A 25,375-nucleotide genomic window follows, 5' to 3' on the forward strand; every position below is an offset into this window, starting at 1 on the left:
AGGGGGCGGGATGACCGGCGAGCTGACCGTCATGCCGGATGCCGTCGCCCGGGCCATGCGCGCCGAGCTGCCCTCGGTCGCCGAGCAGACCGTCGCCGAGATCATCGTCGAGGTCCCCAGCTACGCCGACGCCTTCTCCGGCCGGATGGGCCAGAAGATCCGCAACGCCGTGGAGCTGACCCTTGCCGGCTTCCTCGAGCTGGCCACCGCCGGGACAGGTGTGGACCCCAGCACGCCCATCGGCCCGGCGCTGGCCGCGGCCTACGAGCTGGGCCGCGGCGAGGCCCGCGACGGCCGGTCCATGGACGCGCTGCAGGCGGCCTACCGCGTGGGCGCCCGCGTCTCGTGGCGGGAGATGAGCGCGACCGCCGTCCGCGCCGGCCTGTCGGTGGAGCACATGGCGCGCTTCGCCGAGCTGGTGTTCGCCTTCATCGACCAGCTCTCGGCGGCCAGCGTCGCCGGGCACAGCGACGAGCTGGCGACGACGGGGCGGGTCCGCCAGCGCTACCTCGAACGGCTGGCCACCCTGCTGCTGGCCGGGGCGCCGGCCGACGAGCTGCTGGCCGCGGCCGAGCGCGCCGGCTGGACGCCCCCGCGCACGCTGACCGCCGTCCTGCTGCCCGAGGAGCGGGTGCGCGGCGCCATGGTGTCGCTCGACCCGCGGACCCTGCGGGCCACGGTCGAGCTGCCCGAGCTACCCGAGCGGGTCGGCGAGGGCGAGCTGGTCGTGCTCCTGGTCCCTGACGCCGAGGGCCGGTCCCGGCCGGCCCTGCTGCGCTCGCTGGACGGCCGGGGCGCCGTCGTGGGGCCGGCCCGCCCGTGGCCGGGGGCCGCCGACTCGCACGCCCGGGTGGTCCGCGCGGTGCAGCTCGGCCTGACCGCGGGCGGCACCGAGCCGCTGGACACCGACTGCCGGCTCACCGAGCTGGTGCTGCGCGCCGACGAGACGGCGCTGGCCGACCTGCGGGAGCGCGCCCTGGCCCCGCTGGCCGACCTGGGCGAGAGCGCCCGGGAGAAGCTCACCGAGACGCTGCGCTCGTGGCTGCTGCACCAGGGCCGCCGCGACGCCGTCGCCGCCGAGCTGTTCGTCCACCCCCAGACCGTCCGCTACCGGATGGGCCAGCTGCGCGAGCTGTACGGGGACCGGCTGGAGGACCCCCGCGCCGTGCTGGAGCTGGTCCTCGCCCTCGGGGTGCACGATGGGACGACGACGACGTGAGGGGTCCGGCGTGAGCGTCCTGATCGTGCACGGCTGGCAGAACCACCGCCCGGAGGGGCACTGGCAGCGCGAGCTGGCCGGGAAGCTGGCCGCGGACGGGCACGAGGTGCGCTACCCGCAGTTCCCGTCGCCCGACGAGCCGGTGCTCGCCGACTGGCTGGCGCTGCTGCGCGCGGAGCTGGCCGCCCTCGGGGCCGACGGCGGCGAGCGGGTGCTGGTCTGCCACAGCCTCGCCGTCCTGCTCTGGTGGCAGGCGGCGCCGTCGCTGGGGGCGCTGCAGGCCGACCGGGTGCTGCTCGTCGCCCCGCCGGCGGCCGACGTGCTGCGCGGCTTCCCGGAGGTGGCCGCCTTCGCGCCGCCGGGCATCGAGACGACGCCGCTGCCCGAGGAGCTGCGCGCGCGGGTGCGGCTGGTCGCCAGCGACGACGACCCGTACTTCCCCGGTGGGGCCGCCGCGCTGTACGCCGACCGGTTCGGCCTGGACACCGACGTGGTCCCCGGCGGGCAGCACCTCGACCTGCCCGCCGGCTACGGCTCCTGGCCCTCGGTGCACGCCTGGTGCACCGACCCCGCCACCCGGGTGGTCGCGCGGTGAGGGGGCTGCTCGCCGAGGTCGCGGCCGCCACCGGGCTGCCCGCCGGGCCGGTCGAGGTGAGCGGCACCCCCGGCCTGGGCGGTCCGCTGGCGGTCGACGAGCTGGTGACCGGCGCCGTCGCCGCGCAGCTGCTGGCCGCCCGGGCGCTCCGCGGCGACGACGCGCCGGTGCGGATCGACGGGCCGCACGTCGGGCTCGCGGTGCGCAGCGAGCGGTACGCCCGGCTGGCCGGGCGGCCGGTGGGGCTCGGCTTCGCCCCGCTGTCCCGCTTCTTCGCCACCTCCGACGGCTGGGTGCGGCTGCACGGCAACTACGCCCACCACCGGGCGGCCGCGGCGACCGTCCTGGGCTCGGAGGACCCCGCGCAGGTCGCGCGAGTGGCGACCCGCTGGCGGGCCGAGGAGCTGGAGAGCGCGGTCGTCGCGGCCGGTGGTGCGGCGGCCGCCGTCCGGACGCCGGAGGGCTGGGCCGCGTCGGAGCCCGGCCGGGCGGTGGCCGGGCTGCCGCTGCTGGAGCTGCGCCGCAGTGCCGAGGCCCCGCCCCGCCGTCCGCCGCTCGAGGGGCTGCGCGTCCTGGACCTCACGCGGGTCATCGCCGGCCCGGTGGCCACGCGGGTGCTCGCCTCGCACGGCGCGGACGTGCTGCGCGTGGACGGGCCGCAGCTGCCCGACCTGCCCGGCGGGCTGCTGGACACCGGCGTCGGCAAGCGGCACGTGGTGCTCGACCTGGCCGCGGCCCGCGACCGCGCCACGGTCGAGGAGCTGCTCGCCGGGGCCGACGTCGTCGTGCAGGGCTACCGGCCGGGTGCGCTGGACGCCTTCGGCCTGGACCCCGCCGCGCTGGCGGAGCGGCACCCGCACCTCGTCGTCGTCCGCATCTCCGCCTGGGGACTGCACGGGCCGTGGGCCGGCCACCGCGGCTTCGACTCGCTGGTGCAGGCCGCGAGCGGGATCGCGACGGTCTGCGGCTCCCCGGAGCAGCCCGGCGCACTGCCGGCGCAGGCCCTCGACCACGCGACCGGCTACCTCGCCGCCGCGACCGTGCTGGCCGGGCTGGTGCGGCAGCGGGCCGAGGGCGGCGGCTGGCACGGGGAGCTGTCGCTGGCGCAGACCGCGCGGTGGCTGCTGGACGCGCCGCGCGACCCGTCGTCCCCGGCGCCGGACCCCGATCCCGCGCCCTACCTGCAACGCCTGGACTCGCCGGGCGGGCCGGTCGAGGTCGTGGCCCCGCCTGGTTCCCCGCCGTGGACGTCGGCGGCCGTGCTGCCGCCGGTCACCGAACCGGCCTGGCGCGAGCGGTGACCGTCGACCTGGCCGCGGCCGGTGCGTTCCTGGCCGCGCACGGGCGGCTGCTCGACCGGCGCCGCTTCGAGCTGCTCACCGGCGCCGGGGACGCCGACGCCGTCGTCGCGGCCGTCGACGGCTACCGCAACCCCGACGGCGGCTACGGCTGGGGCCTGGAGCCGGACCTCCGCTCGGCGACCAGCCAGCCCGGCGGCGCGCTGCACGCGCTGGAGGCGTTCGCCGACCTGGCACCGGTCGCCACGCCCCGCGCGGCGCAGGTGTGCGACTGGCTGGCGTCGGTCTCCCTGCCCGACGGCGGCGTGCCGTTCGCGCTCCCGGTGCCCGATCCCGCGGCGTGCGCGCCGTTCTGGGTGCAGGCGGACGCGGCGACGTCGTCGCTGCAGCTCACCGGCGTGATCGCCGCGACCGCGTACCGGGTGCCCGGCCTCGACCCGGCCACGACCCCCTGGCTGGCGCGGGCGACGGCGTACTGCCTGGATGCGATCCGGGAGCTGGACGCCTCGGTGCACGCGATGGAGCTGGCGTTCGCGGTCCAGTTCCTCGACGCGGCCGGCCGCTCGGTGCCGGAGGCCGCCGACCTGGTCGACCGGGTGCGGCCCTGGATCCCCGCCGACGGGCTGCTGCACGTGGCCGGCGGGGCCGAGGGCGAGTTCATGCGACCGCTGGACTTCGCGCCGTTCCCCGGCGGCCCGGCCCGCGCGCTGTTCGCGCCGTCCGTGGTCGAGGCCGAGCTGGACCGGCTGGCCGCGGGGCAGCAGGACGACGGCGGCTGGACCGTCGACTTCGACAGCTACTCACCCGCGGCGGCGCTGGAGTGGCGCGGGCACGCCACCGTGCGGGCGCTCGTGCTGCTGCGCGCCAACGGACGCCTCTGAGGTGTCGTCTCCGGGCCACGCTGTGCGCGAGTCGGCAGTTCCGGGCTCCCGACCTGCCGACCGGCGCACACCGTCGGCGGGCCTCAGACCGGGCGGAGCACCGCGACGAGGAAGTCCGCGTCGGGGGTGAACGGGCGCAGGTCCCAGGTGGACAGCAGCAGGTCCTCGGCCCACCCGGTCGCGCGGGCGTCGGCCAGGAACTCGTCGAACTCGTAGCCGCGGCCGGCGCCGAAGCCGAAGACCGCCCGGCCGTCGGCGGCGATCACGTCGCGCAGCCGGCGCAGCACCTGCCGACGGGTGCTCTCGGCCAGGAACGCCATGACGTTGCCCGCGCAGACGATCGCGTCGAAGGCGCCGTCGACGCCGGCCGCCCGCAGGTCCAGCTCGGCGAGGTCCTGCACCAGCCAGCGCGGGCCGGGGTGGTCCTCCTCGGCGGCCGCGATCAGCACCGGGTCGCCGTCGACCCCGACCACGCGGTGCCCGACCTCGTGCAGGTGGGCGCCCACCCGGCCCGGGCCGCAGCCGGCGTCGAGCACCCGCGAGCCGCGCGGCAGCATCGCGTCGACCAGCCGCGCCTCGCCGACGAGGTCCACGCCCTGGGCCGCCAGCGCCCGGAACCGCTCGACGTAGGCGGTCGAGTGCGAGGGGTCCTCCTCGGTCATCCGCATCCACGCGCTCTGCTCGGTCACGCCCCCCGTTCTACACGGGGTCGACGAGCACCCCCGGGTTGAGGACGCCGGCCGGGTCCAGCGCGGCCTTCGCGGCCCGCAGCGCGACGGCGAACGGATCGGGGCGCTGCCGGTCGTAGCCGGGGCGGTGGTCGCGGCCGACGGCGTGGTGGTGCGTGACGGTGGCGCGCAGCCGGGTCAGCACCTCCATCGCGGCGGTCTTCACGTCGTCCCACATGGCGACCTCGGAGCCTGGCCGGCCGACCCCGACGACGGTGAAGTACGGCGCCGGGCCGTCCGGGTAGACGTGCGTGAACCGGCAGTTGACCAGGCCCGGCGCGCCGGTGACCTCGCGGACCGCGGCGCCCACCTCGGCCTGCACCGTCGCGTAGAGCTCGTCCACGCGGTCCCACGTGGTGGCGGTCTCGAAGGTCTCGACGACGGCGCTCATCCGCGCCAGCCCGTCCCGGCCGTAGGGGGCGCGCAGGAACGACGACCGCCAGGCGTCGGCGGCGGCGTCCCGGGGGCCGTCCGCGCGGGGTGCGACGACCCCGCCGTGGTCGCTGGCCAGGTCGGTGAGCTCGGCCAGCCGCGACTCCACCGGGTGGTGCGCGGACTCGACGCCCAGCACGAGCACGCAGCTCCCGTCCGCCGAGGCGCCCGAGGTGGCGGCCTCGCCGGCGTCGAGCAACCGGCAGTTCGCGGGGTGCAGGCCGGCCTGCGAGACGGCGCGGACCGCGCCCGTCGCGGTGGCCATGTCGCGGAAGGTCACCGACGCGGAGGCCTTGAACCGCGGCCGGTCCTGCAGCCGCATCCAGGCCTCGGTGATGACGCCGAGGGTGCCCTCCGAGCCGAGGAACATCCGGTCCGGCGAGGGCCCGGCGCCCGAGCCGGGCAGCCGCCACGACTCGCTGACGCCCACCGGCGTCACCACGCGCATCGACTCGACCAGGTCGTCGATGTGGGTGAGGACGGTCGCGAAGTGCCCGCCGGCGCGGGTGGCCAGCCAGCCGCCGAGCGTGGAGAACTCGAAGCTCTGCGGGTAGTGCCGCAGCGTCAGCCCGTGCGGGCGCAGCTGCTCCTCGAGCACCGGGCCCAGCGCACCACCCTGGATGCGGGCCGCCCGGCTGGTCCGGTCGATCTCCAGGACGCGGTCCAGCGCGGTGAGGTCCATCGACACCCACGGGCGCTCGCCGCGGTACTCGACGCCGCCGACCACCGAGCTGCCGCCGCCGAAGGGCACCACGACGACGCCGGCCGTCGTCGCCCAGTCGAGCAGCCGGACGACGTCGGCCTCGTCCGCGGGGTGCGCGACGGCGTCCGGCGCCCCGGGCAGCTCGCCGGAGAGCGCGCGGACGACGTCCCGGTAGGCCTTGCCGTAGGCGTGCCGGGCCCGGTCGTCGTGGTCGGTGGTGACCGGCAGCCCGTCGGGGGCGGTCACCCGGGAGGTGGGCAGGACGACGTCGGCGAGCGCCGGGACCGGCCGCGGCCGGTCGGGCAGCCCGGGCAGCGCCGCCGCGCGGGCGGTGCACTGCTCGTCGGTCAGCGCCTGGTCCTCCGTGCCCCAGCCCCACCACGACCTCGTCACCCGCCGCAGTCTGCCGCAGGGTCCTCTCGCCAGTCCGGCGGGTCCGCCGGGTGCAGCAGCGGGTCGTCCGCGGCGAGCGTGCGCACCGGACCGGGCGCGGTGAGCGGCCCCTCGAAGCGCACCGTCACCCGGCCCAGCCCGCGGCCCCACACCCAGCCGGCACCGAGCTCGTCGTGCCGCACGTCCTGCCCGGGCCACCAGCGCTTGTCCGCCGGCAGCGGCTCGGGCGGCAGGTCGACCGCGGTGCTGGTCTCCTCGGCGGCCGACACCGGTGAGCCGTCGTCCTCCTCGGCGAACAGGTCGCCCTGCGCGTAGAGCGAGAGCCCGGAGACCCCGACGCCGAGCAGCCGCAGGCCGCCCTCGGCACCGGCGTCGGCGAGCAGCCGGCGAGCGACGGCGGCGATCTGCCGGGCGTCGTCGGTGGGCTGCGGGAGCGTCTGCGAGCGGGTGAGGGTGGTGAAGTCGTAGCGGCGGAGCTTGAGGGTGACCGTGCGGCCGGAGAAGGCGGAGTCGCGCAGCCGCTTGCCGACCCGCGTCGCCATGGAGTCGATCTCCCGGCCCAGGACGGCGAGGTCGGTGAGGTCGCGCTCGAAGGTCTCCTCGTGCGAGACCGACTTCGCCTCGCGGTCGGGGACGACGGCGCGGTCGTCCTCGGCGCGGGCCAGCGCGTGGAGGCCCGCGCCGTGCGCGCGCCCGGCCAGCGCGACGAGGTCGGCGAGGGAACGGGCCGCGAGATCTCCCACCGTCTTGATGCCGACCTGGTGCAGCCGCTCCGCCGTCGCCGGGCCGACGCCGCCCAGCGTGGTCACCGGGAGCGGGTGCAGCAGGTCGAGCTCGTCGCCGGGCGGGACGACGACCAGCCCGTCGGGCTTCTGCAGCTCCGAGCCGATCTTGGCCATCAGCTTCGACGAGCCGATGCCCACCGAGCCGGTCACGCCCCCGGTGGCCGCGGCGATCCGCTCCTTGAGGGCCCGGCCGAGTTCCGTCACACCCGCGACCGACAGGTCGTGCCCGCCGGCGGCGAGGTCGACGTAGGCCTCGTCGATCGAGACCGGCTCGACCAGCGGTGACAGCTCGCGGAGCATCCCCATCACGACGTCGGAGGTCCGGCGGTAGGCGGCGAACCGGCCGCCGAGGAACGCCGTCCCCGACGGGCAGCGGCGCCGGGCCTCGGCGGTGGACATCGCCGAGCGGGCACCGTAGGCGCGCGCCTCGTAGGACGCCGTCGCCACCACACCCCGGCCGCCCACCCCGCCGACGACGACCGGCCGCCCGCGCAGCGAGGGCTTGTCGCGCTGCTCGACGGCGGCGAAGAAGGCGTCGAGGTCGAGGTGCAGCACGCTCGCCTCCCGCCTCACCCCTCCATCCTCCCCGCTACGTTCGATCCCGTGACGGACGGCGGGCAGGGCGAGCACGACCGCGTCGAGCCGCCGCCGGCGGGCGACGAGCTCGCCGTGCTGACCGGGTTCCTGGACTACCAGCGCGCGACGCTGGCCTGGAAGACCCGCGGGCTGGACGCCGAGGGCCTGGGGGTGACCGTGGCCGCCTCCACCGTGACGCTGGGCGGGCTGCTCAAGCACCTCGCCTTCGTCGAGGAGATGTGGCTCTCCCGGCGGCTGCTCGGGCGCGACTGGGGCCCGGCGTTCGCCGACGTCGACTGGGACGACGACCCGGACTGGGAGTGGCACTCCGCGGCCGACGACACCCCGGAGCAGCTGCGCGCGCTGTGGTCGGGCGCCGTCGAGCGGTCCCGGGTCATCCTGGCCGAGGCGGTGGCCGACGGCGGCCTGGACCGGCTCGCCGCCGCGAGCTCGCCGGACGGCACCACGCCCAGCCTGCGCTGGATCCTCGTGCACCGGATCGAGGAGTACGCCCGGCACAACGGGCACGCCGACCTGATCCGGGAGTGGATCGACGGCGAGGTCGGCGAGTAGCCGGTTCACCCGACTGTGGACAGCCGTGGCGTGGGCGTACCGGAACTGCGAAGCTGCAGGTCGGACGGGGACGAGGAGGGCGCGCGGAGTGGCAACGGTCTTCCTCGTCCTGGGTGCCGTCGGCCTCGTCGTCCTCGTGGTCTCGCTGTTCGTCGGTGAGCTCGACCTGGGCCTGGGCGACGCCGAGGGGCCCTTCTCGCTGCCGGCGATCGCGGCGCTGATCGGCGGCGTCGGCTTCGGCGGTGCCGCCGCCACGGCGCTGCTCCCGGATGACCTGCCCGACGGCGCGGCCGCGCTGCTCGCGGCCGCCGCCGGTCTCGTCGTCGCAGGTCCCCCTCGCCTGGGGTGCGATCCGGCTCTCCCGCGCGCTCACCGACATGCCGACCGAGCCGACGCTCACCCGCCACTCGCTGATCGGCGCCCAGGGCGTCGTCGTCTCCGCCGTCCCGAGCACCGGGTACGGGGAGGTCCGGCTCGCGCTGGCCGGGCAGCAGCTCAAGTACTCGGCCCGCAGCGCCGTCGCGCTGCCGGCCGGCACGCCCGTCTACGTGATCGACACCCTCAGCGAGACCGCGGTCGAGGTCGTCTCCACCGCTGCCGACCCCCTTCCCCTGCCCGGAGGCGACCCCTCGTGACGCTGCTCTACGCCATCGGTGGCCTCGCCGCCCTGGTCATCCTGCTGGTGCTGCTCGTGCTCTCCCGGATCAAGGTGGCCGGCCCGAACCAGGCCTTCCTGGTCACCGGGCGGCAGGGCCGGCAGATCACCGACGCCGCCGGCGTGGTGTCGCGGGACAGCTCGGGCCAGAAGGTCGTCATGGGCGCCAGCGTCTTCGTGCTGCCCGTCGTCCAGAAGCTGCACACGATGGACCTGTCCAGCCGCCGGATCCCGGTGGGCATCCGGGGCGCGGTGTCCAAGCAGGGCGTGAAGTGCGACCTCGAGGGCGTCGCGATCGTGAAGGTCGGCGGCACCGAGGACTCGATCCGCGCCGCCGCACAGCGGTTCCTCAACCAGCAGGAGGGCATCGACACCTTCACCTCGGAGGTGCTGGCCGGTGCGCTGCGCTCGATCGTGGGCCGGCTGACGATCGAGGAGATCATCCGCGACCGCGCGGCGTTCGCCTCCGCCGTCGCCGAGGAGGCGGAGTCCTCGCTGACCGGGCAGGGCCTGGTGCTGGACACCTTCCAGCTGCAGGACATCCAGGCCGAGGGCTCCTACCTCGCCGACCTGGGCCGCCCCGAGGCCGCGCGGGTGCTCAAGGAGGCCAGCATCGCCGAGGCGCGCGCCCGGCAGGCCGCGCAGCAGGAGCAGCTGCTGGCCGACGAGGCGATCGGCGGTCGCCCAGCGGCAGCTGGCGCTGCGCCAGGCCGAGATCACCGCCGAGACCGACGCCGCGAAGGCCCGCGCCGCCGCGGCCGGGCCGCTCGCCCAGGCCGCGCAGGACCAGGCCGTGCTCATGGAGCAGGAGAAGGTCGCCGAGCGGACGGCGTCGCTGACCGAGCGGCAGCTGGACACCCAGGTGCGCCGCCCCGCCGACGCGCAGCGGTACAAGGTCGAGCAGGAGGCGGAGGGCCGCAAGAACTCGGCGATCCTCACCGCCGAGGCGCAGCGGCAGGCGACGATCGCCGCGGCCCAGGCCGCCGCCGAGCAGGCGAAGCTCTCCGGTGAGGGCGAGCGGGCCCGCCGCTCGGCCCTGGCCGAGGCGGAGGCGATCGAGGGCGCGAAGCGCGGTGAGGCCGAGAAGCTGCGCCGCCAGGCCATCGCCGACGCCGTGGAGCGCGAGGGTGCCGCCGAGGCGGCCGCGATCCTCGCCCGCGGCCAGGCCGAGGCCGACGGCGATGGACGCCCGCTCCGACGCGTTCGCCAAGTACGGCGAGGCAGCGATCCTGGAGATGCTGGTCAAGGTGCTGCCCGACGTCGTGGGCGCGGCGTCGGCCCCGCTGGCCGGCGTGGACAAGATGACCGTCATCTCCACCGACGGCGCGGGTTCGCTCGGCAGGTCGGTCGCCTCGAACGTCGCGCAGGGGCTGCAGCTCTCCGGCGACCTCACCGGCATCGACGTCGCCGCGCTGCTCCGCCGCCTCGGCGGCGCCCCTGGCACCGAGCCGGTCAGCATCCCGGTCACGGGCGACGGCGCGAACGGCAACGGGCTCGCCTGACCCGGGCCCACTGTGCGGGCGTTCTCCGGACGTTGCCGGGACGATCGCGCCCGCATCGTCCGGAACGGGTCCGCAGAGTCGCGCCTGCGGGGGCCGGGCGGGACGTCAGCTGAGCAGGCCGCGGACGTCGTCGGCGGTGAGCGCCCCGGAGCTCAGCGCGCCGTCGTCGACCACCCGGGAGAACAGCGCCGACTTCCGCGCCTTGAGCTCCATGACCTTCTCCTCGATCGTGCCGACGGACACCAGCCGGTAGACGATCACCGTCTTGTCCTGGCCGATGCGGTGCGCCCGGTCGACCGCCTGCGCCTCGGCGGCCGGGTTCCACCACGGGTCGAGCACGAAGACGTAGTCGGCCTCGGTGAGGGTGAGGCCGAAGCCGCCGGCCTTGAGGCTGATCAGGAACACCGGCGCGGTGCCCGTGCGGAAGTCCTGGAGCACGGCGTCCCGGTCGCGGGTGCGCCCGTCCAGGTACACCCAGTCGATGCCCTCGGCGGTCAGCCGGTCGCGGATGCCGCGCAGGAACCGGGTGAACTGGCTGAACACCAGCACCCGGTGCCCTTCGGCGACCACCTCCCGCAGGTGCTCGAGGAAGGTGTCGGCCTTGCTGGAGCGGACGTCGGCGTAGGCGGGGTCGACCAGCGCGGGGTCGAGGCTGAGCTGCCGCAGCAGCGTGAGCGACCGGAAGATCGTCATCCGGTTCTTCGACATGTCCTCGACCAGGCCGAGGATCTTGCTCCGCTCCCGCTGCAGGTGGGTCTGGTACAGCTTCTCGTGGCGCGGGTTGAGCACCACCTCCAGCACCTGCTCCTGCTTGGGCGGCAGCTCCGCGGCGACCATCTCCTTGGTCCGCCGGCGCACCAGCGGGCGGATCCGGCGGCGCAGCACGGCCAGCTTCTCCGCGTCCCCGTCGCGCTCGATCGGCACCCGGTACTGCTCGGTGAACCGCTGCGGGTCGGGGAACAGCCCCGGCGCCACGATCGACAGCAGCGCCCACAGGTCCATGACGCTGTTCTCCAGCGGCGTGCCGGTCAGGGCCAGCTTGACCGGGGCCCGGAGCCGCCGCGCGCACTGGTAGGTGCGGGCCCGGTGGTTCTTGACGAACTGCGCCTCGTCGAGCACCAGCCCGCGCCACGGCAGCTCCGCCCAGGCGTCCTCGTCGATCCGGAACAGCGCGTAGGAGGTGAGGACGACGTGCGCACCGGCCACCCGGTCGCGCAGCGGCGTCCCGGCCTTCCGCTCGGTCTCCTCGACCACGGCCACCCGCAGGCCGGGGGCGAACCGGGCGGCCTCCCGCGCCCAGGTGGAGACCACGCTGGTCGGCGCCACCACCAGCACCGGTGAGCCGTCCAGCTCGCCGGCCTCGAGCGCGCGGACCAGCAGCGCGAGGGTCTGCAGCGTCTTGCCCAGCCCCATGTCGTCGGCCAGGACGCCACCCAGCCCGTGCTCCCACAGGAACGCCAGCCAGCCGTACCCCTCGAGCTGGTAGGGCCGCAGCTCGGCCAGCAGGCCGGCCGGCGGTGGCGGGGGATCGGTGAGCTCGACGTCGAGCAGACCGCGCACGGCGCGGTTCCACCGCTCGCTCTGCTCGTCCACGACCCCGAGGGCGAGCAGCTGCTCCCACAGCGACGCCTGGTAGCGGCTCACCCGGGTGCCCTCGCCGGGCACGTCCTGCAGCGCGCGGGCCTCCTCGATCAGCAGCCGCAGCTGCTCGAACTCCGGGCGCTGCAGCGAGAAGTAGGTGCCGGTGATCAGCAGCAGGCGGGTGCGCCCGGCGGCGAGCGCCTTGTACAGCGTCTCGAACGGCACGCTCTGGCCGTCGACGGTGACGCTGACCCCCAGGTCGAACCAGTCGGACTCCCCGGTGTCGCGGACCGAGAAGCTGATCTGCGGCGCCGCGGTGGAGAAGCGGTAGTCCGGCGGGGTGCCCACCACGGTGACCTCGACGTCCGGGTCGGCGCGCAGGGCGGGCAGGACCTCCGTGGTGAACTCCAGCGCCTCCATCCCGCTCAGCTCGGCCGTCTCGGCGAGCAGGCCGCCTGGCGTCCACAGCTCGGGCAAGGCACCGACCGGGCCGGGCAGCGCCTCGACGAGCGACCGCTCGGCCGCCGCGTCCCGGCCGTCGCCCCGGGTGGACGGCGAGTCCGGCGGGAAGGACCGCTCGGGGCCGTAGCGGACCGCCCAGGTGACGCAGGCCGCGGCATCGCCGGGGTAGCGGACCTCCACGGCCAGCCGGGGCGGGACGACGTCGGGCAGCTCCACCGAGCCGTCGGCGGACATCACCGGGACCGCCTGCCGCAGGCCCGGGAACCAGTCCCGCCGGAAGCGGTCGACGTCCCCGGCCGGGATGGTGATCGCCCCGCCCCGCGCGACCAGGCCCGCCAGAGCCGGTGGGGCCGGCGTCGAGAGGCGGGCCAGCACCAGGCCGGGGCCCTCGTCACCGGGTGGCCCGTCGAGGGTGACCCCGTGCGGGGGCATGCCGAGGAAGGACAGCGCGCCGGGGGCGACGGCGTGGCCGTCGACCCGGAGGACGGCGGACAGCTCGGTCGCGTCGCCGCTCCGGCGCAGGTCGACCGCGATGTCGGCCCCGTCCGCCGCCAGCACCACGGGCCGGGGCGGGCGGTCGGCGGTCATGAGCTGCACGCCGTCGCCGACCGCCTCGGCGAGCAGCCGCCACAGGGCCCGGGCCGAACTCGTGCAGGTACACGTCGACCGGGGCGTAGGAGTAGTACTGGTTGCGCGCCGCCGAGTGCGTGGCGTGCAGCGCGCGCAAGGCTGCCAGGTGCGCCGGGTCCCACCCGGCCCGCGCGCTGTCGTACTGCAGCTGCTTCCAGGAGATCCCGCTGCGCACCCAGTTCCCGCGGGCGCCGGGGATGACCGGCCGCAGCCGCACCAGCCGCTGCCGCACGCCGGGAGAACCGACCGAACCGCGGCCACCCTCGGCCGTCTCGAACTGCAGGCCGATCGGCACGGTGCTGGCGGGCGCGGCGTCGGCGGCCGCGGACACCAGCTCCTCGAGCTGCTGCTCCCAGCCGGGGACGCCGGGCCGCCCGCCGCCGACGGGTCCCACCCGCGGCCGCAGCGCCAGCAGCACCGCGACGGCGTGCTTGCAGTCGTCACCGACCGGGCAGGTGCACGCCCCGATCCAGCCCGTCCGGCCGCCGTCGGTGCGCACCACCGTCGTCCGGTAGGGAGCGGGGTCGCCGCCCTGCACGTGCGCGGTGGCCCGGCGCCCGTCCTCGGTCAGCTTCAGGCCGAGCACGCTGCGCCGCGCGTAGGGCCGGGCCCGATCCAGGGTGGCCGGGCCGACCGCGTGGGTCAGGGCCTCGTCGGTGACCACCTCCTGCCAGCCACCGAGCACCCGGCCAGGTTACGACCGACCTCCGACGGTCCGGCCGACGTCGACGACCCTGCGGGCCGGTTCCGGGCGGTGCGGCCGCGATCGCGCGCGCATCGTCGGCAACGCGCCGGCAGAGTCGCCGCCCGGTCAGCTCTCGCTGAGCGCCGTCCCGGGTAGCCAGTCGGCGTCGAGCAGCTCGGCGATCTCCTGCAGCGCCGAGGTGTCCGCGCCCGCCGTCGAGCCGGTGACCGCCAGCCGCTCCACCATCACGCGGGCGACCTGCTCCTCCACCGTGTCCTCGGCGAACGCGACCAGCCACGGCGAGGTGCGGCCGTCGCGGTGCGTGCGGCCGGTGACCTGCCGGGCCTGGATGCCGGAGAACCGCGGCTGGTGGAACAGGCCCACCCGCGGCAGCTCGGAGGCGTGCGACCCGTCGGGCAGCAGCTCACCCGCGTGCAGGCTGATCGAGGCGGTCACGGTGAACACGCAGACCTGCGCCCCGCCCCGCTGGAAGCGCAGCCGCTCGGCCTCGACGTCGAACCGGTCGCGGCCGTAGATGCCGGCCACCTCGATCCCGGCCGAGAGCAAAGCCTCCCGGATCGGATCGGCCGCCGTCTCCACGAACTCGACCGACACCGCCACCTGGCGCTCCGCCTCCACCTGCGCCTTCACCCAGTCGACGGTGGCCTGCACCCGGATCAACCCGGCCTTCTGCCGGAACCGCAGCAGCGCCGCGCGCCCGCGGGCGGTCTGCCGTGCCCTGCGGGCCAGCTGCATCTCCGCCCGGAACTCCGACCACTCGGCCTCGTAGGACGCGCGCTCCGCCGGGGTGAGCGCGACCGGCGCCCCGCTCACCGAGACCGGCCCCCAGGGCGCCGGCCGGTGCAGCGTCGCCGGCGGATCGGTGTCGGCGAGCCAGCCCTGCAGCGTGGTGAGGTCGGCCCGGCGCTCGTCGGCGTCCTCGGTCCACTGCCAGCCGTAGCGGCCACGTTCCACGTGGAACCCTCGCGCGGCCAGCCGCGCCGGGAGGTCGACCCAGTCCTTGAGCGGCTCCCCGTGCTGGACGGCGAACTGCGGCGCCAGGTACGGCAGCTCGAGCGGCGTGTGCGCCGGCGTCGCGGTGCAGGCCAGCACGTACGGGGCGTCCTTCACCCGGCCCGCGCCGGAGACCGCCTTCCAGTGCTTCCAGCGCTGCGTGGTCGTGTGCCGCACCATGTGCGCCTCGTCGGCGACGACGACGTCGAACCGCGCGCCGGTCGCCCGCTGCACCGCGGCCACCTTGCCCAGCCGATCCCACGTCGTGACGCACCAGCGCAGCCCGCCGTCGCCGAACCCGGCGATGGAGCGCGACCAGTGCGGGATGGTGATCGCCGCGGGCCGGTCGGCGACGACCAGCACCCGCGTGACGTCGCGCTGCTCGGCGATCGCCTTGACCGCCAGGATCGCCGTCCCGGTCTTGCCGACGCCGGGGTCGTCGCCGAGCAGGAACACCCGGCCGCCCGCGGCGGCGTGCGCGGCGACGACGTCCGCGCCGTCGCACTGCTGGTCGCGCGGGGTCAGCGGGCGCCCCTCGGGCAGCGGGCGGGGCCCGTCGTTCAGCTCGTCCTCGACGAACCGCTCGAAGCTGTACGGCGGGGGGTCGTAGGGCACCAGGGCCGCGGGCAGCTCACCGCCCACCCAGACGTGCGCCTGCAGGCCGGCGTGCCAGGTGGCGCCCGGCGCCGGGGCGCGGAAGGGGACGGCGAGCACCCACACCCGCTCCCCCGGGCCCGCGACCGGCAGCTCGGCGGCGGGCTTCGCCGCCGCCCGCTTCCGAGGCGTCGCCGCGCGGGTGCGGGCCGCCGCCGCCCGCGTGGTCGTGCTGCGCCGTCGTCGTCCGGGCATGCCGGCACCTCCCCCTCGTCCCCGGGGCACGGTAGGCGGCGCCACCGACGGGCTGGTGGGATGGGCGTCGTGAACGACGACCTGCGGCTGCACTCGCGCACCCTCGGCGAGGCCGGCCCGCGGGTGGTGTTCGTGCACGGGCTGTTCGGCCAGGGCAAGAACTGGACGACCGTCGCCAAGGGGCTCGCCGACCGGCACCGGGTGACGCTGCTCGACCTGCCCAACCACGGCCACTCCCCCTGGACCGAGCGCGTCGACTACGTGGACATGGCCGAGCTGGTCGCCGCCGAGCTGGCCGGGTTCGGCGAGCCGGTGACGCTGGTCGGCCACTCGATGGGCGGCAAGGTGGCGATGACGCTGGCGCTGCGCCGGCCGGAGCTGCTGCGCGCGCTCGTCGTCGTCGACATCGCGCCGGTCGAGTACCCGCTGCAGGGCGGGCGGACCGACGACGCCGACGAGGAGGCCTCCCCGTTCGGCGCGTTCATCGCCGCGATGAAGGCGATGGACCTGGGCGCCCTGCAGACCCGCGACGACGCCGACGCCGCCCTGCGCGCCGCCGTCCCCAGCCGGATGGTGCGCAGCTTCCTGCTGCAGAGCCTGGTCCGAGAGGGGCGGGGTGCCGACGGCGGCTGGCGCTGGCGGCTCAACCTCGACCTGCTCGAGCGCGACCTCGGCGAGCTGCGCCGGTTCCCCGATCCGCCGGCCGGAGCGAGCTACGACGGGCCGGTGCTCTGGATCGCCGGGGCGAACTCGCACTACGTGCTGCCGCAGGACCGCGCCCGCATGGACGAGCTCTTCCCGGCCACCCGGCTGGTGCGGATCAAGAACGCCGGCCACTGGGTGCACTCCGAGCAGCCCGAGGTCTTCCTGCAGACGCTGCAGGTGTTCCTCGACGCCGTGGAGCGCGCGGAGGGCTGAGCCTGCCCCCTGGGGGTGGTGCGGCCGCGCGCCTCGTCGGCGCCGGACCGTTCTGACCGCAGGATGGCGGGAACGCCCGGGGATCGGTACCCGCCCGGGCCCTCGAGCAGGAGCGAGCAGATGACACACCCCGGCCCCGAGCAGCCCGGCACCGACCCGCACGGCGGCCCGTGGCAGCAGCCCGCTCCGGGGCAGCAGCCGTACGGCCAGCAGCCCCCGCCGCCGTACGCCGGTCAGCCGCCGTACGCGGGCTACCCGCCGGCCTACGGCCAGCCGCCCTACGGCCAGCCGCCCTACGGCTACGGCTTCCCGCCGCCGCGGCGCACCAACGGCATGGCGGTCGCGTCGATGGTGCTGGGGATCCTCTGGATCTACTGGATCGGCAGCGTCCTGGCGCTGGTGTTCGGCTACATCGCCAAGCGGCAGATCCAGGAGCGCGGCGAGTCCGGCGGTGGCATGGCGACGGCGGGCATCGTGCTGGGCTGGATCGGCATCGGCTTCCTCGCCCTCGCCGTCGTCGCCGGGATCGCCTCGTCGTCGTCGTACGGCTACTGACCCCGGCGGGTCAGGCGTCCAGCGCGCGGGCGCGGCGGCCCGGTCGCCTCGGCGCGGGCACGACGACGACGGGCTCCCCGCGGTCGGCCTGCTTGGAGCGGTACATGGCCTGGTCGGCCTCCCGGACGAGGGCGTCGGCGTCCCACCCGGCCCGGCCGCAGGCCACGCCGATGCTGGCGCGCAGCTCCACCGTCCCCCGGGAGAGGACGGCCGGGCCGTTGAGGGCGTCGCGCACCCGCCGGCCGAGGGCCTCCGCGGTCGCCTGACCCGCGTGCCCGCTGCTGACCAGCAGGAACTCGTCTCCGCCCAGCCGGCCGACGACGTCGTCGGGCCGGACGAGCTGGGCCAGCCGCTGGGCGGTCAGCCGCAGGAGCTCGTCGCCGGCGGCGTGCCCGTAGGTGTCGTTGATCGGCTTGAACCGGTCGAGGTCGACGAAGACGACGGCCGTGAAGGTGTCGGAGGAGGCCGCGAGCGCCCGCTCGAGGGCGGTCAGGGTCGAGGCGCGGTTCGCCGCACCGGTGAGCGGGTCGGTGGTGGCCCGCAGCACCAGCTCCTCGCGGGCGCGGACCTGCAGGGTGACGTCGGTCAGCGACAGCAGGGCACCGGGTGCGCCCTCCCGGTCGCCCAGGCCGACGATGCCGACGGTGCAGATCCGCGGGTCCTCCGTGCCCGGCGGGGAGAGGGGCACCTCCAGCTCGGCGTCGTCGCCCGTGTCCAGGGCGGCGACCAGCGCGGCCTCGAGGGCGGCGCGGTCGGTCTCGCGCAGCGCGGTCACGAGCGCGGTCAGCCGGTCGCCCTCGGCGCAGCCGAGCAGCGCGTCGTAGCGCTCGTTGGCGAACACGACCGAGCGGTCGGCGGCCAGCTGCAGGATGGCCACGGGGAGGCTCTCGGCCACCCGGCGCAGCAGCCGTTCCTGCTGGCGCAGCGCCTCGTGAGCGGCCATCTCGTCGGAGATGTCGTTCATCACCGTGACGACGACGGAGTCGGCCGGGTCCTCCGCCGCCACGTACTGGTTCTCCAGCTCCAGCCAGGCCCAGCTGCCGTCGGCCCGCAGGTGCCGCAGCCGGACCCGCTGTGACGCCTGCGTGGAGAGCAGCTCCATCCAGTTGCTGATGGCGCGTTCCTGGTCGTCGGGGTGGATGAAGTCCGAGGAGCGGCGGCCCAGCAGCTCCGACTCCGCCCAGCCGAGCATGCGCGGGGTGCGCTCGTCGACCTCGATGAAGTTCGCCAGCACGTTCTTGCGCACCACCGCCGTCCGGGGCAGGCGCGACACGGTGAGCCAGGCGCGCTCGTGGTCCCCCGGCGCCGCTTCCTCGGGCAGCTCGCCGTCGGCGATGTCGAGCGTGCCGAGCAGGACGCCGTGCTCGGGGCGCAGGTCGACGAAGGTCAGCACCACGGGCTGGTCGGGGTCCTGCCGGGTGCGCACCGTGGCGACGGCGTGGCCGAGGGCCAGCACCCGTTCCCAGGCGGCGACGACGGTGAGCCGGTCCTCGGGCAGGACGACGTCGAGCATGGTGGCCCGGTTGGACGGGGCCTCCAGGAACCGTGCGGCGGGCACGTCCAGCGACTCCGGTGCCGGCACGAGCACGCCGTCGGAGGCGATCGCCGCGAAGACCGCACGCGGCAGGCGGCGCAGGAGCTCGGGCAGCTCCGCGTTCCCCTCGAGGGATGGACCGTCACTGGTCATGCCCTCTCGAACGGAACCGGCCGGCCTCGCCTTGAACTGTGACGTGGAACTCCATCCGGAGGGGTGAGGCCCGGCGGGACGGCGGTGGCCGGGCCCGGTGACAGCGCTCCGGCCTGCGGGGATGCTGGCGTCGTGAGGCAGGAGTCGGTCGTGCACGCGGTGCACCCGCGGCTGCGCCCGTACGTCGCGGCCGCGGTCGGCTACCGGCACGAGGGGCTGCCGCCCGGGGAGCACCGCGGGCTGCCCTCGCCGTTCCTCACGGTCGTGATCACGCTCGACGAGCCGCTGCGGATGGCGGCCCACCCGGATCCCATGCAGCCGCCCGGCAGTTACGACGCGCTGGTCGGCGGGCTGCACACCCGGCCGGCCCGGATCGCGCACCCGGGGCGGCAGGCCGGCATCCAGCTCTCGCTCACCCCGGCCGGGGCCCGGGCGCTGCTGGGCTGCCCGGCCGGCGCGCTGGCCTCGCTGGACTGCCCGCTGGACGCCGTCCTCGGCGCGCTCGGCACCGAGCTGGTCGACCGGGTGCGGACGGCGTCGACCTGGCCGGCGCGCTTCGCCGTCCTGGAGGAGGCGCTGCTGCGGCAGGTGGGGGACGGCGCGCTGCGGCCGGAGCTGGCCGAGGCCTGGCGGCTGACGACGGCGACGGCCGGGCGGCTGCCGGTGGCCGAGGTCGCCGCGCGGGTGGGCTGGTCGGTGCGGCACCTGGAGCAGCGGTTCCGCGGCGAGACCGGCCTGGGCCCCAAGGAGGCGGCCCGCGTCGTCCGCTTCGACCGGGCCCGGCGGGCGCTGGCCGGACGCGCCGCGGCCGGGCGGCCGCTGGACCTCGCCGGGCTGGCCGGCGCCGCGGGCTTCGCCGACCAGGCACACCTCACCCGCGAGTGGCGGGCCTTCTCCGGGCTGCCGCCCACGCGCTGGCTCGCCGCGGAGTTCGGATTCGTGCAAGACACCGCGGCGCTGTCGGCGGCACTCTCCTCGGCATGACCGCCTCCTCCAGCACCCCGCCGCCCACCGTCTGGCCCGCCTTCCGCGCCCGCGACGCCCGCGCGCTCATCCGCTTCCTCGTCGACGCCTTCGGCTTCGAGGAGACCGCCGTGTACGGCGAGGGGGACGTCGTCGCGCACGCGCAGCTCTCCTGGCCCGAGGGCGGTGGCGTGATGCTCGGCTCGGTCCGCGACGAGCCGGACGACGCGTGGCCCGCCGTCCCCGGCACCGCCGCCTGCTACGTCGTCACCGCCGATCCGGCCGCCGTCCACGCGCGCGCCGTCGCCGCCGGCGCGACCGTCGTCCGCGAGCCGAACTCGACCGACTACGGGTCGGAGGAGTTCTCCGCCCGCGACCCCGAGGGCAACCTCTGGTCGTTCGGCACCTACGCCGGGGAGCCGCGCCGGGCCCGGTGAGCCGCCGCTCTACGGTCGGCCGGTGACCGTCGCGCGTTCCGTCCTGCTGTTCGTGCTGGCCGCCGTCGCCGAGATCGGGGGCGCGTGGCTGGTGTGGCAGGGCGTCCGCGAGTCCCGCGGGTGGCTGTTCATCGGCGCCGGCGTCATCGCCCTGGGCCTGTACGGCTTCGTCGCCACCCTCCAGCCCGACGCGAACTTCGGCCGGATCCTCGCCGCCTACGGCGGGGTGTTCGTCGCCGGCTCGCTGCTCTGGGGCATGGCCGTCGACGGCTTCCGGCCCGACCGGTACGACGTCGTCGGCGCGCTGCTGTGCCTCGTCGGCGTCGCGGTGATCATGTACGCCCCCCGCACCGCCTGACCCGCCGCCGCTTCCCCGCACCCGTCCTGCCCGGTCCCGCGCCGGCAACTGCGCGGTACTTGGCCCTCCAGAAGCCGGCGGAACGCCACGTTCCCCGCACTTGGCGCACGGGGTGGGACGTCGGCCACATCAGGCCGGCTCGACCTCTCGATGCACTCGTGCATCCAATACATTCGTGCATCGTGAGCACCGACATCGTGGAGGCGCGGCCGAAGCGGCGCCGCGCCGAGACCGTCGAGCGGCTGCTGGACGCCGCCCTGGAGACCTTCGCCGAGCTGGGCTTCGCCGGGGCCAGCGTCGAGGACGTCTGCCGCCGCGGCGGGTTCACCCGCGGCGCCTTCTACTCGAGCTTCAGGACCAAGGACGAGCTGTTCGCCGCCCTGTTCGCCCGGGAGACCGGGCGCGAGCTGGCACACGTCGAGCAGCAGCTGGCCGGGCTCGAGCACGAGGACGACCCGGTCGCCGCGGCCGTCGAGCGGTGCCTGTCCACCTTCCGCGCCGACCGCGACTGGGTGCTCGCGCAGGCCGAGTTCGCGCTGCACGCCGCCCGGCACCCCGAGGCCGCCCGAGCGCTGCGCGCCCACGAGGAGGTCCTGCTGGCCCGGGTGACGGCGATCATCGACGACACCCTCGGCCGCACCGGCCTGCGCCTCACGCTGCCCGCCGACCGGCTCGCCCGGATCCTGCTCGCCCTGCACGACGGCCTCGCCCTGCGCGACGTCGTCCGCGCACCGGACGCCGACGACGCAGCACACGCCGACGACGCACCGCACGCCGACGACGCGGCGCACGCCGACGCCGACCTCGAACGCACCGCGCTGCTGCACCTGCTGCGCGCCGTGACCGACCGACCGGGAGAGAACCCCTGATGGCCACCCTGCTCGCCCGCCTGGGCTCAGCGTCCTTCCGGCACCGACGGCTGGTCGCGACGGCGTGGGGCGTGCTGGTGGCCCTCGTCGTCACCCTGCTGGTCACCGTCGGCGGCGCCTTCGACGACCAGTTCACGATCCCGGGCTCGGAGTCGCAGGAGGCGCTGGAACCGGCTCGACGAGCTCTCCCCCGAGGCGGCCGGCGCCGGCGCGCAACTGGTGTTCGTCGCCCCCGAGGGGCAGGCGGTCACCGATCCGGCCTTCACCGCCGCGATCGAGCAGACGCTGGCCGCCGCCGCCGAGGTGGACCAGGTCGGCACCGTGCTGAGCCCTTTCGACACCCTCTCGCTCAGCGCCGACGGCCGGGCGGCGCTCGCGCAGGTCCGGTTCGACGTCTCCCCCGAGCTGCTGGCCGACGACGCGCTCGACGCCCTGGTGACGACGACGGAGCCCGCCGAGGAGGCCGGTCTGGAGACCGCCGTGGGCGGGGACGCGTTCGGCACGACCGGGGTGGAGGTGGGCCCGCTGGAGTTCGTCGGCGTCGGGGTCGCCGTCCTGGTCCTCGTGCTCACGTTCGGCTCGCTGCTGGCCGCGGGCATGAACCTCGGCATCGCGCTGACCGGCATCGCCGTCGGCATGGGCGGGCTGCTGCTCACGTCGAACCTGGTGACGCTCTCCTCGACCGCCCCCACCCTGGCGCTGATGATCGGCCTGGCCGTCGGCATCGACTACACGCTGTTCATCCTGTCCCGGCACCGCACCCAGCTCGCCGGGGGCATGGCGCCGCTGGAGTCCGCCGCCCGCGCCGTCGGCACCGCCGGCTCCGCGGTCGTCTTCGCCGGCCTGACCGTGATCATCGCGCTCTCCGGGCTGGCCGTCGTCGGGATCCCGTTCCTCACCGTCATGGGCATCGGCGCCGCCGGGACCGTGGCGGTCGCCGTGCTGGTTGCGCTCACGCTGCTCCCGGCGCTGCTCGGCTTCGCCGGCGAGCGGCTGGTCCCGAAGGCCGGTTCCCGGGCGGCCCGCCGCGAGGAGGCCGACGCCCGCGAGTCCAGCGGCGTCGGCGGCTCGATGGGTGCCCGCTGGACCCGGCTGATCACCCGGCGGCCGCTGGTCACGGTGCTCGCCGCGCTCGCCGGGCTGCTCGTCCTGGCGCTGCCCGCCCCCCAGCTGGAGCTGGCGCTGCCGGACAACTCCGCGGCCGCCGAGGACACCCCGCAGCGGCAGGCCTACGACCTGGTCAGCGAGTTCTTCGGCCCCGGCGTCAACGGGCCCCTGGTCGTCCTGGTCGAGGGGCTGGACCCGGCGACGGCGGAGGGCGCGCTCGGCGACGTCGTCGGCGCCATCGCCGGCACCCCGACGGCGACGCCGGGCGAGTTCGAGGGCGGCCTGGACGGCGTCCGGTTCGCCTCCCCCACGCCGCTGCCCGGCGGGACGGCGGCGATCGTCAGCGTCATCCCCGAGACCGGCCCGCAGGACGAGGCCACCCACGACGTCGTCGCGGAGCTGCGCGCGCTGGCCGGCGACCTGGAGGAGCGGACGGGGGCCGAGCTCGCCGTCACCGGGCAGACCGCCGTCGCCATCGACATCTCCGACCGGCTGGCCGGGGCCCTGCTGCCGTTCGCGCTGGTCGTCGTCGGGCTGGCGTTGGTCCTGCTGCTGCTGGTGTTCCGCTCGGTCCTCGTGCCGATCAAGGCCACCGTCGGGTTCCTGCTCTCGGTGGCCGCCTCGTTCGGCGCGGTGGTCGCGGTCTTCCAGTGGGGCTGGCTGTCCGACGCGCTCGGCGTCCCGACCACGGGCCCGGTGATCAGCTTCCTGCCGATCATGCTCATGGCGATCCTGTTCGGCCTAGCCATGGACTACGAGGTCTTCCTCGTGTCCCGGATGCGCGAGGAGTTCGTGCACGGCGCCGCGCCGCGCGACGCCGTCGTCACCGGCGCCCGGCATGCGTCGCGGGTGGTGGTCGCCGCCGCGCTGATCATGTTCTCGGTGTTCGCCAGCTTCGTGACCATCGACGACGTCACCGTGAAGGCGATCGCGTTCGGCCTCGCCGTCGGCGTCCTGGTCGACGCCTTCCTCGTGCGCATGACGCTGGTCCCCGCCGTCCTGGCGCTGCTGGGCCGGGCCGCGTGGTGGCTGCCCGCCTGGCTGGACCGGCTGCTGCCCGACCTCGACGTCGAGGGCGCGGCGCTGGCCGACGGCCCGGTGCCGACGACGACGCGCGAGCCGGCCACCGCGTCGCGCTGACGCCCACCCGGCACACTGACCGGATGAGCGTCGACGGGTCGCAGCAGGACGGGTCTCCGGAGGACTACCCGGGGCCGCCGTCCTACGGCCCGCCGCCCGGGTACGGGGCGCCGGGCTACGGCCCGCCCCCCGGCTACGGCCAGCAGTACGGCCAGAACCAGTACGGCCAGAACCCCTACGGCCAGCAGTACGGCCAGCCCCCGTACGGCCCGCCCCCGGGGTACGGGCAGCAGCCCGGCTACGGCCCGGGGTACGGCCCCGGCTACCCGCAGGGATACGGCCAGGGCTACCCGCCGCCCGGGTACGGCCAGCCCCACGGCTCCTGGCCGGGCCGGGTGCCTGCCTGGCCGGCCGGGCCGGGGCGCCCGAGCGTGGCCACGGCCGCCGCCGTCCTCGGCTTCGTCACCGGGGGGCTGACGATCCTGGTGACCCTCGGCTTCCTCATCGGGCTGTCCTCGGGGCAGGACGAGGCGGCGTTCCTGCTGCTGATCTTCTCCGGCCTGGTCGTGGCACCCGGGCTGATCACCGGCGGCGTGCAGCTGATGTCCGGGAAGTCCTCGGACGTGCTGTTCTTCTCCGCCCTGGCCGCGGCGATCTCGCTGCTCGTCATCGGCGTGCTGGGCTCGGCCACGCTCTACGGGGACGACGCCGACACCGTCGTCGCCGTCGTCGTGCTGGGGTTCTCGCTGCCGGTGGTCACCGCGATCCTGGCCCGGGTGCAGCACACGGTGGGCTGGGTGCGGTCGCGCCGCTGAGCGCTCAGCGCGAGCGCGGCCGCCCGCGGCGGCGGCGCGCCTTGTCGGCGTACATCGCGTCGTCGGCGGAGCGGATCACCCGCTCGTGCACCTGGCCCGGGTCCTCGCCGCCGGGCGCGGAGCCGATCCCGATGCTGAGGCCGATGGCGACCTCCTGGCCGCTGAGCTTCCAGGGGAGCGGTCACCGCGGCGCGCAACCGGCCGGCCAGCACCTCGGCGTCGGCGAGGTCGGTGTTCTCGCAGACGATGCTGAACTCGTCGCCGCCGAGCCGGGCGGCGGTGTCGCTGGCCCGCAGCACCGAGCGCATCCGGTCGGCGAACGCCTCGAGCACGAGGTCGCCCATGGGGTGGCCCAGCTCGTCGTTGATCGCCTTGAAGCCGTCGAGGTCCATGATCAGCACGCAGGTGGGCGTGCGCTCGCGGTGACCGCGCTCGAGGGCGTGCCACAGCCGGTCCTGGAACAGCAGCCGGTTGGGCAGCCCGGTGAGCGGGTCGTGCAGCGAGCGGTGCACCAGCTGGGCCTCGAGCGCCTTGCGCTCGGTGATGTCCTCGAGGATCACCACGAGGTGCGCGGGCTGGCCCTCCGGCGTCTCCTCCACCCAGGAGGCGGTGAGCTGCACGGGGACGACGGCGCCGTCGCCCCGGACCAGCCGGGTCTCGTGCCGCAGCGGGCGGCCGCGGTCGCCCAGCAGGTGGGCGTGCGCGGCCCGGGCCGCCGGGGCCCCGTCGGGGTGGATGAGGTCGAGCAACGACGTGCCGTGCAGCTCCTCGGCGCCGCGCTCCAGCAGCGCGCAGAGCGCCGGGTTCACGTCGACCAGCACGCCCTCGGGGGTGGTCAGCGCGACCCCCATCGGGGCGTTGGCGAAGGCGCTTCGGCGGTCGGCAGGGGGCAGGGCGTCCACCACCTCGATCACATCCCCACCTCCGACACGGACACCCATCTTGCGCGACGGGTTGGGCGAAAGGCACGGCAGGCGTCACGGAACCGTTCCGGGTCGCCTCATCGGGGGACCACGGACGGGTGC

23 protein-coding genes are annotated in these 25,375 nt (G+C 75.9%); 15 read left to right on the forward strand and 8 right to left on the reverse strand.

What is annotated here, in order from left to right:
• Positions 1 to 10: 10 nt before the first annotated feature.
• Genes JKP76_RS05115 through JKP76_RS05130 form a run of 4 tightly spaced genes read left to right on the forward strand, consistent with a single transcriptional unit; the run spans position 11 to position 3,993 of the window.
• Positions 11 to 1,219, forward strand: a complete 1,209-nt coding sequence (locus JKP76_RS05115; RefSeq protein ID WP_200489821.1) for a CdaR family transcriptional regulator — start codon at positions 11 to 13, stop codon at positions 1,217 to 1,219.
• Positions 1,220 to 1,229: 10 nt separating this feature from the next.
• Positions 1,230 to 1,814 carry an alpha/beta hydrolase gene (locus JKP76_RS05120; RefSeq protein ID WP_200489822.1) on the forward strand — a complete coding sequence of 195 codons (585 nt, stop codon included), beginning with the start codon at positions 1,230 to 1,232 and terminating at the stop codon, positions 1,812 to 1,814.
• A complete protein-coding gene (locus tag JKP76_RS05125) occupies positions 1,811 to 3,115 on the forward strand; it encodes a CoA transferase (RefSeq protein WP_200489823.1) in 1,305 nt (434 codons plus the stop codon). The genes JKP76_RS05120 and JKP76_RS05125 overlap by 4 nt, the downstream gene beginning before the upstream one ends.
• Positions 3,112 to 3,993, forward strand: coding sequence for a hypothetical protein (locus tag JKP76_RS05130; protein WP_200489824.1), 882 nt, complete (start codon positions 3,112 to 3,114; stop codon positions 3,991 to 3,993). The genes JKP76_RS05125 and JKP76_RS05130 overlap by 4 nt, the downstream gene beginning before the upstream one ends.
• A gap of 83 nt (positions 3,994 to 4,076) precedes the next feature.
• Here JKP76_RS05130 and JKP76_RS05135 read toward each other — a convergent pair whose 3' ends face one another.
• Genes JKP76_RS05135 through JKP76_RS05145 form a run of 3 tightly spaced genes read right to left on the reverse strand, consistent with a single transcriptional unit; the run spans position 4,077 to position 7,607 of the window.
• Entirely contained in the window at positions 4,077 to 4,682 is a 606-nt protein-coding gene (locus JKP76_RS05135) for a bifunctional 2-polyprenyl-6-hydroxyphenol methylase/3-demethylubiquinol 3-O-methyltransferase UbiG (RefSeq protein WP_200489825.1), read from the reverse strand.
• Between the two features lie 10 nt (positions 4,683 to 4,692).
• Entirely contained in the window at positions 4,693 to 6,249 is a 1,557-nt protein-coding gene (locus JKP76_RS05140) for an FAD-binding oxidoreductase (RefSeq protein WP_200489826.1), read from the reverse strand.
• Positions 6,246 to 7,607 carry a DNA polymerase IV gene (locus JKP76_RS05145; protein ID WP_200489827.1) on the reverse strand — a complete coding sequence of 454 codons (1,362 nt, stop codon included), beginning with the start codon at positions 7,605 to 7,607 and terminating at the stop codon, positions 6,246 to 6,248. The genes JKP76_RS05140 and JKP76_RS05145 overlap by 4 nt, the downstream gene beginning before the upstream one ends.
• A 30-nt stretch (positions 7,608 to 7,637) precedes the next feature.
• Between JKP76_RS05145 and JKP76_RS05150 the strand changes: the two genes are divergently transcribed.
• The 4 genes from JKP76_RS05150 (at position 7,638) to JKP76_RS05165 (ending at position 10,340) form a co-directional block, all read left to right on the forward strand.
• The gene (locus JKP76_RS05150; RefSeq protein WP_200489828.1) at positions 7,638 to 8,183 is read left to right on the forward strand and encodes a DinB family protein; all 546 of its coding nucleotides are present in this window, start codon (positions 7,638 to 7,640) and stop codon (positions 8,181 to 8,183) included.
• 269 nt (positions 8,184 to 8,452) lie between these two features.
• Positions 8,453 to 8,818, forward strand: coding sequence for an NfeD family protein (locus tag JKP76_RS05155; protein ID WP_200489829.1), 366 nt, complete (start codon positions 8,453 to 8,455; stop codon positions 8,816 to 8,818).
• The gene (locus JKP76_RS05160; protein ID WP_200489830.1) at positions 8,815 to 9,849 is read left to right on the forward strand and encodes a flotillin family protein; all 1,035 of its coding nucleotides are present in this window, start codon (positions 8,815 to 8,817) and stop codon (positions 9,847 to 9,849) included. Before JKP76_RS05155 ends, JKP76_RS05160 begins: the two co-directional genes overlap by 4 nt.
• A gap of 170 nt (positions 9,850 to 10,019) precedes the next feature.
• On the forward strand, positions 10,020 to 10,340 hold the full coding sequence (locus JKP76_RS05165; protein ID WP_200489831.1) for a flotillin domain-containing protein: 321 nt from the start codon (positions 10,020 to 10,022) through the stop codon (positions 10,338 to 10,340).
• A 105-nt stretch (positions 10,341 to 10,445) separates the two neighbouring features.
• On the opposite strand, the gene JKP76_RS05170 is transcribed toward JKP76_RS05165, so the two are convergent.
• From JKP76_RS05170 to JKP76_RS05175, 3 genes are all read right to left on the reverse strand, one after another.
• Positions 10,446 to 12,815, reverse strand: coding sequence for an SNF2-related protein (locus JKP76_RS05170; protein WP_309232955.1), 2,370 nt, complete (start codon positions 12,813 to 12,815; stop codon positions 10,446 to 10,448).
• Complete coding sequence (locus JKP76_RS23275) at positions 12,775 to 13,698, reverse strand: SWIM zinc finger family protein (RefSeq protein ID WP_309232849.1); 924 nt, start codon at positions 13,696 to 13,698, stop codon at positions 12,775 to 12,777. The genes JKP76_RS05170 and JKP76_RS23275 overlap by 41 nt, the downstream gene beginning before the upstream one ends.
• A 126-nt stretch (positions 13,699 to 13,824) precedes the next feature.
• On the reverse strand, positions 13,825 to 15,561 hold the full coding sequence (locus tag JKP76_RS05175) for a helicase (RefSeq protein ID WP_200489833.1): 1,737 nt from the start codon (positions 15,559 to 15,561) through the stop codon (positions 13,825 to 13,827).
• Between the two features lie 69 nt (positions 15,562 to 15,630).
• Between JKP76_RS05175 and JKP76_RS05180 the strand changes: the two genes are divergently transcribed.
• Positions 15,631 to 16,479, forward strand: a complete 849-nt coding sequence (locus JKP76_RS05180) for an alpha/beta fold hydrolase (RefSeq protein ID WP_309230056.1) — start codon at positions 15,631 to 15,633, stop codon at positions 16,477 to 16,479.
• 120 nt (positions 16,480 to 16,599) lie between these two features.
• Positions 16,600 to 17,034, forward strand: coding sequence for a DUF4190 domain-containing protein (locus JKP76_RS05185; RefSeq protein WP_200489835.1), 435 nt, complete (start codon positions 16,600 to 16,602; stop codon positions 17,032 to 17,034).
• 10 nt (positions 17,035 to 17,044) lie between these two features.
• On the opposite strand, the gene JKP76_RS05190 is transcribed toward JKP76_RS05185, so the two are convergent.
• The gene (locus JKP76_RS05190) at positions 17,045 to 18,721 is read right to left on the reverse strand and encodes a GGDEF domain-containing protein (RefSeq protein ID WP_200489836.1); all 1,677 of its coding nucleotides are present in this window, start codon (positions 18,719 to 18,721) and stop codon (positions 17,045 to 17,047) included.
• Positions 18,722 to 18,853: 132 nt separating this feature from the next.
• On the opposite strand from JKP76_RS05190, the gene JKP76_RS05195 reads away from it, so the two are divergent.
• The 5 genes from JKP76_RS05195 (at position 18,854) to JKP76_RS23905 (ending at position 23,595) form a co-directional block, all read left to right on the forward strand.
• Entirely contained in the window at positions 18,854 to 19,705 is an 852-nt protein-coding gene (locus JKP76_RS05195; protein WP_200489837.1) for a helix-turn-helix domain-containing protein, read from the forward strand.
• Entirely contained in the window at positions 19,702 to 20,121 is a 420-nt protein-coding gene (locus JKP76_RS05200; RefSeq protein WP_200489838.1) for a VOC family protein, read from the forward strand. Before JKP76_RS05195 ends, JKP76_RS05200 begins: the two co-directional genes overlap by 4 nt.
• A gap of 22 nt (positions 20,122 to 20,143) precedes the next feature.
• Entirely contained in the window at positions 20,144 to 20,479 is a 336-nt protein-coding gene (locus JKP76_RS05205) for a YnfA family protein (protein ID WP_200489839.1), read from the forward strand.
• A gap of 182 nt (positions 20,480 to 20,661) precedes the next feature.
• A complete protein-coding gene (locus JKP76_RS05210) occupies positions 20,662 to 21,348 on the forward strand; it encodes a TetR/AcrR family transcriptional regulator (protein ID WP_200489840.1) in 687 nt (228 codons plus the stop codon).
• A 219-nt stretch (positions 21,349 to 21,567) separates the two neighbouring features.
• Positions 21,568 to 23,595, forward strand: coding sequence for an MMPL family transporter (locus JKP76_RS23905; protein ID WP_200489841.1), 2,028 nt, complete (start codon positions 21,568 to 21,570; stop codon positions 23,593 to 23,595).
• Between the two features lie 634 nt (positions 23,596 to 24,229).
• Here JKP76_RS23905 and JKP76_RS23280 read toward each other — a convergent pair.
• Positions 24,230 to 25,264, reverse strand: a complete 1,035-nt coding sequence (locus JKP76_RS23280; protein ID WP_309232850.1) for a sensor domain-containing diguanylate cyclase — start codon at positions 25,262 to 25,264, stop codon at positions 24,230 to 24,232.
• Between the last annotated feature and the right edge of the window lie 111 nt (positions 25,265 to 25,375).

The sequence above is a fragment of the Blastococcus sp. TML/C7B genome, assembly GCF_016612845.1.
Lineage (GTDB): Bacteria > Actinomycetota > Actinomycetes > Mycobacteriales > Geodermatophilaceae > Blastococcus.

What these genes read in the sequence shown, in the direction of transcription:
- JKP76_RS05165 (WP_200489831.1), top strand. Translation starts at nt 10,020, where the DNA reads ATGGACGCCCGCTCCGACGCGTTCGCCAAGTACGGCGAGGCAGCGATC.
- JKP76_RS05185 (WP_200489835.1), top strand. Translation starts at nt 16,600, where the DNA reads ATGACACACCCCGGCCCCGAGCAGCCCGGCACCGACCCGCACGGCGGC.
- JKP76_RS05155 (WP_200489829.1), top strand. Translation starts at nt 8,453, where the DNA reads ATGACCTGCCCGACGGCGCGGCCGCGCTGCTCGCGGCCGCCGCCGGTC.
- JKP76_RS05200 (WP_200489838.1), top strand. Translation starts at nt 19,702, where the DNA reads ATGACCGCCTCCTCCAGCACCCCGCCGCCCACCGTCTGGCCCGCCTTC.
- JKP76_RS05115 (WP_200489821.1), top strand. Translation starts at nt 11, where the DNA reads ATGACCGGCGAGCTGACCGTCATGCCGGATGCCGTCGCCCGGGCCATG.
- JKP76_RS05175 (WP_200489833.1), bottom strand. Translation starts at nt 15,561, where the DNA reads ATGCCCGGACGACGACGGCGCAGCACGACCACGCGGGCGGCGGCGGCC.
- JKP76_RS05190 (WP_200489836.1), bottom strand. Translation starts at nt 18,721, where the DNA reads ATGACCAGTGACGGTCCATCCCTCGAGGGGAACGCGGAGCTGCCCGAG.
- JKP76_RS05170 (WP_309232955.1), bottom strand. Translation starts at nt 12,815, where the DNA reads ATGCCCCCGCACGGGGTCACCCTCGACGGGCCACCCGGTGACGAGGGC.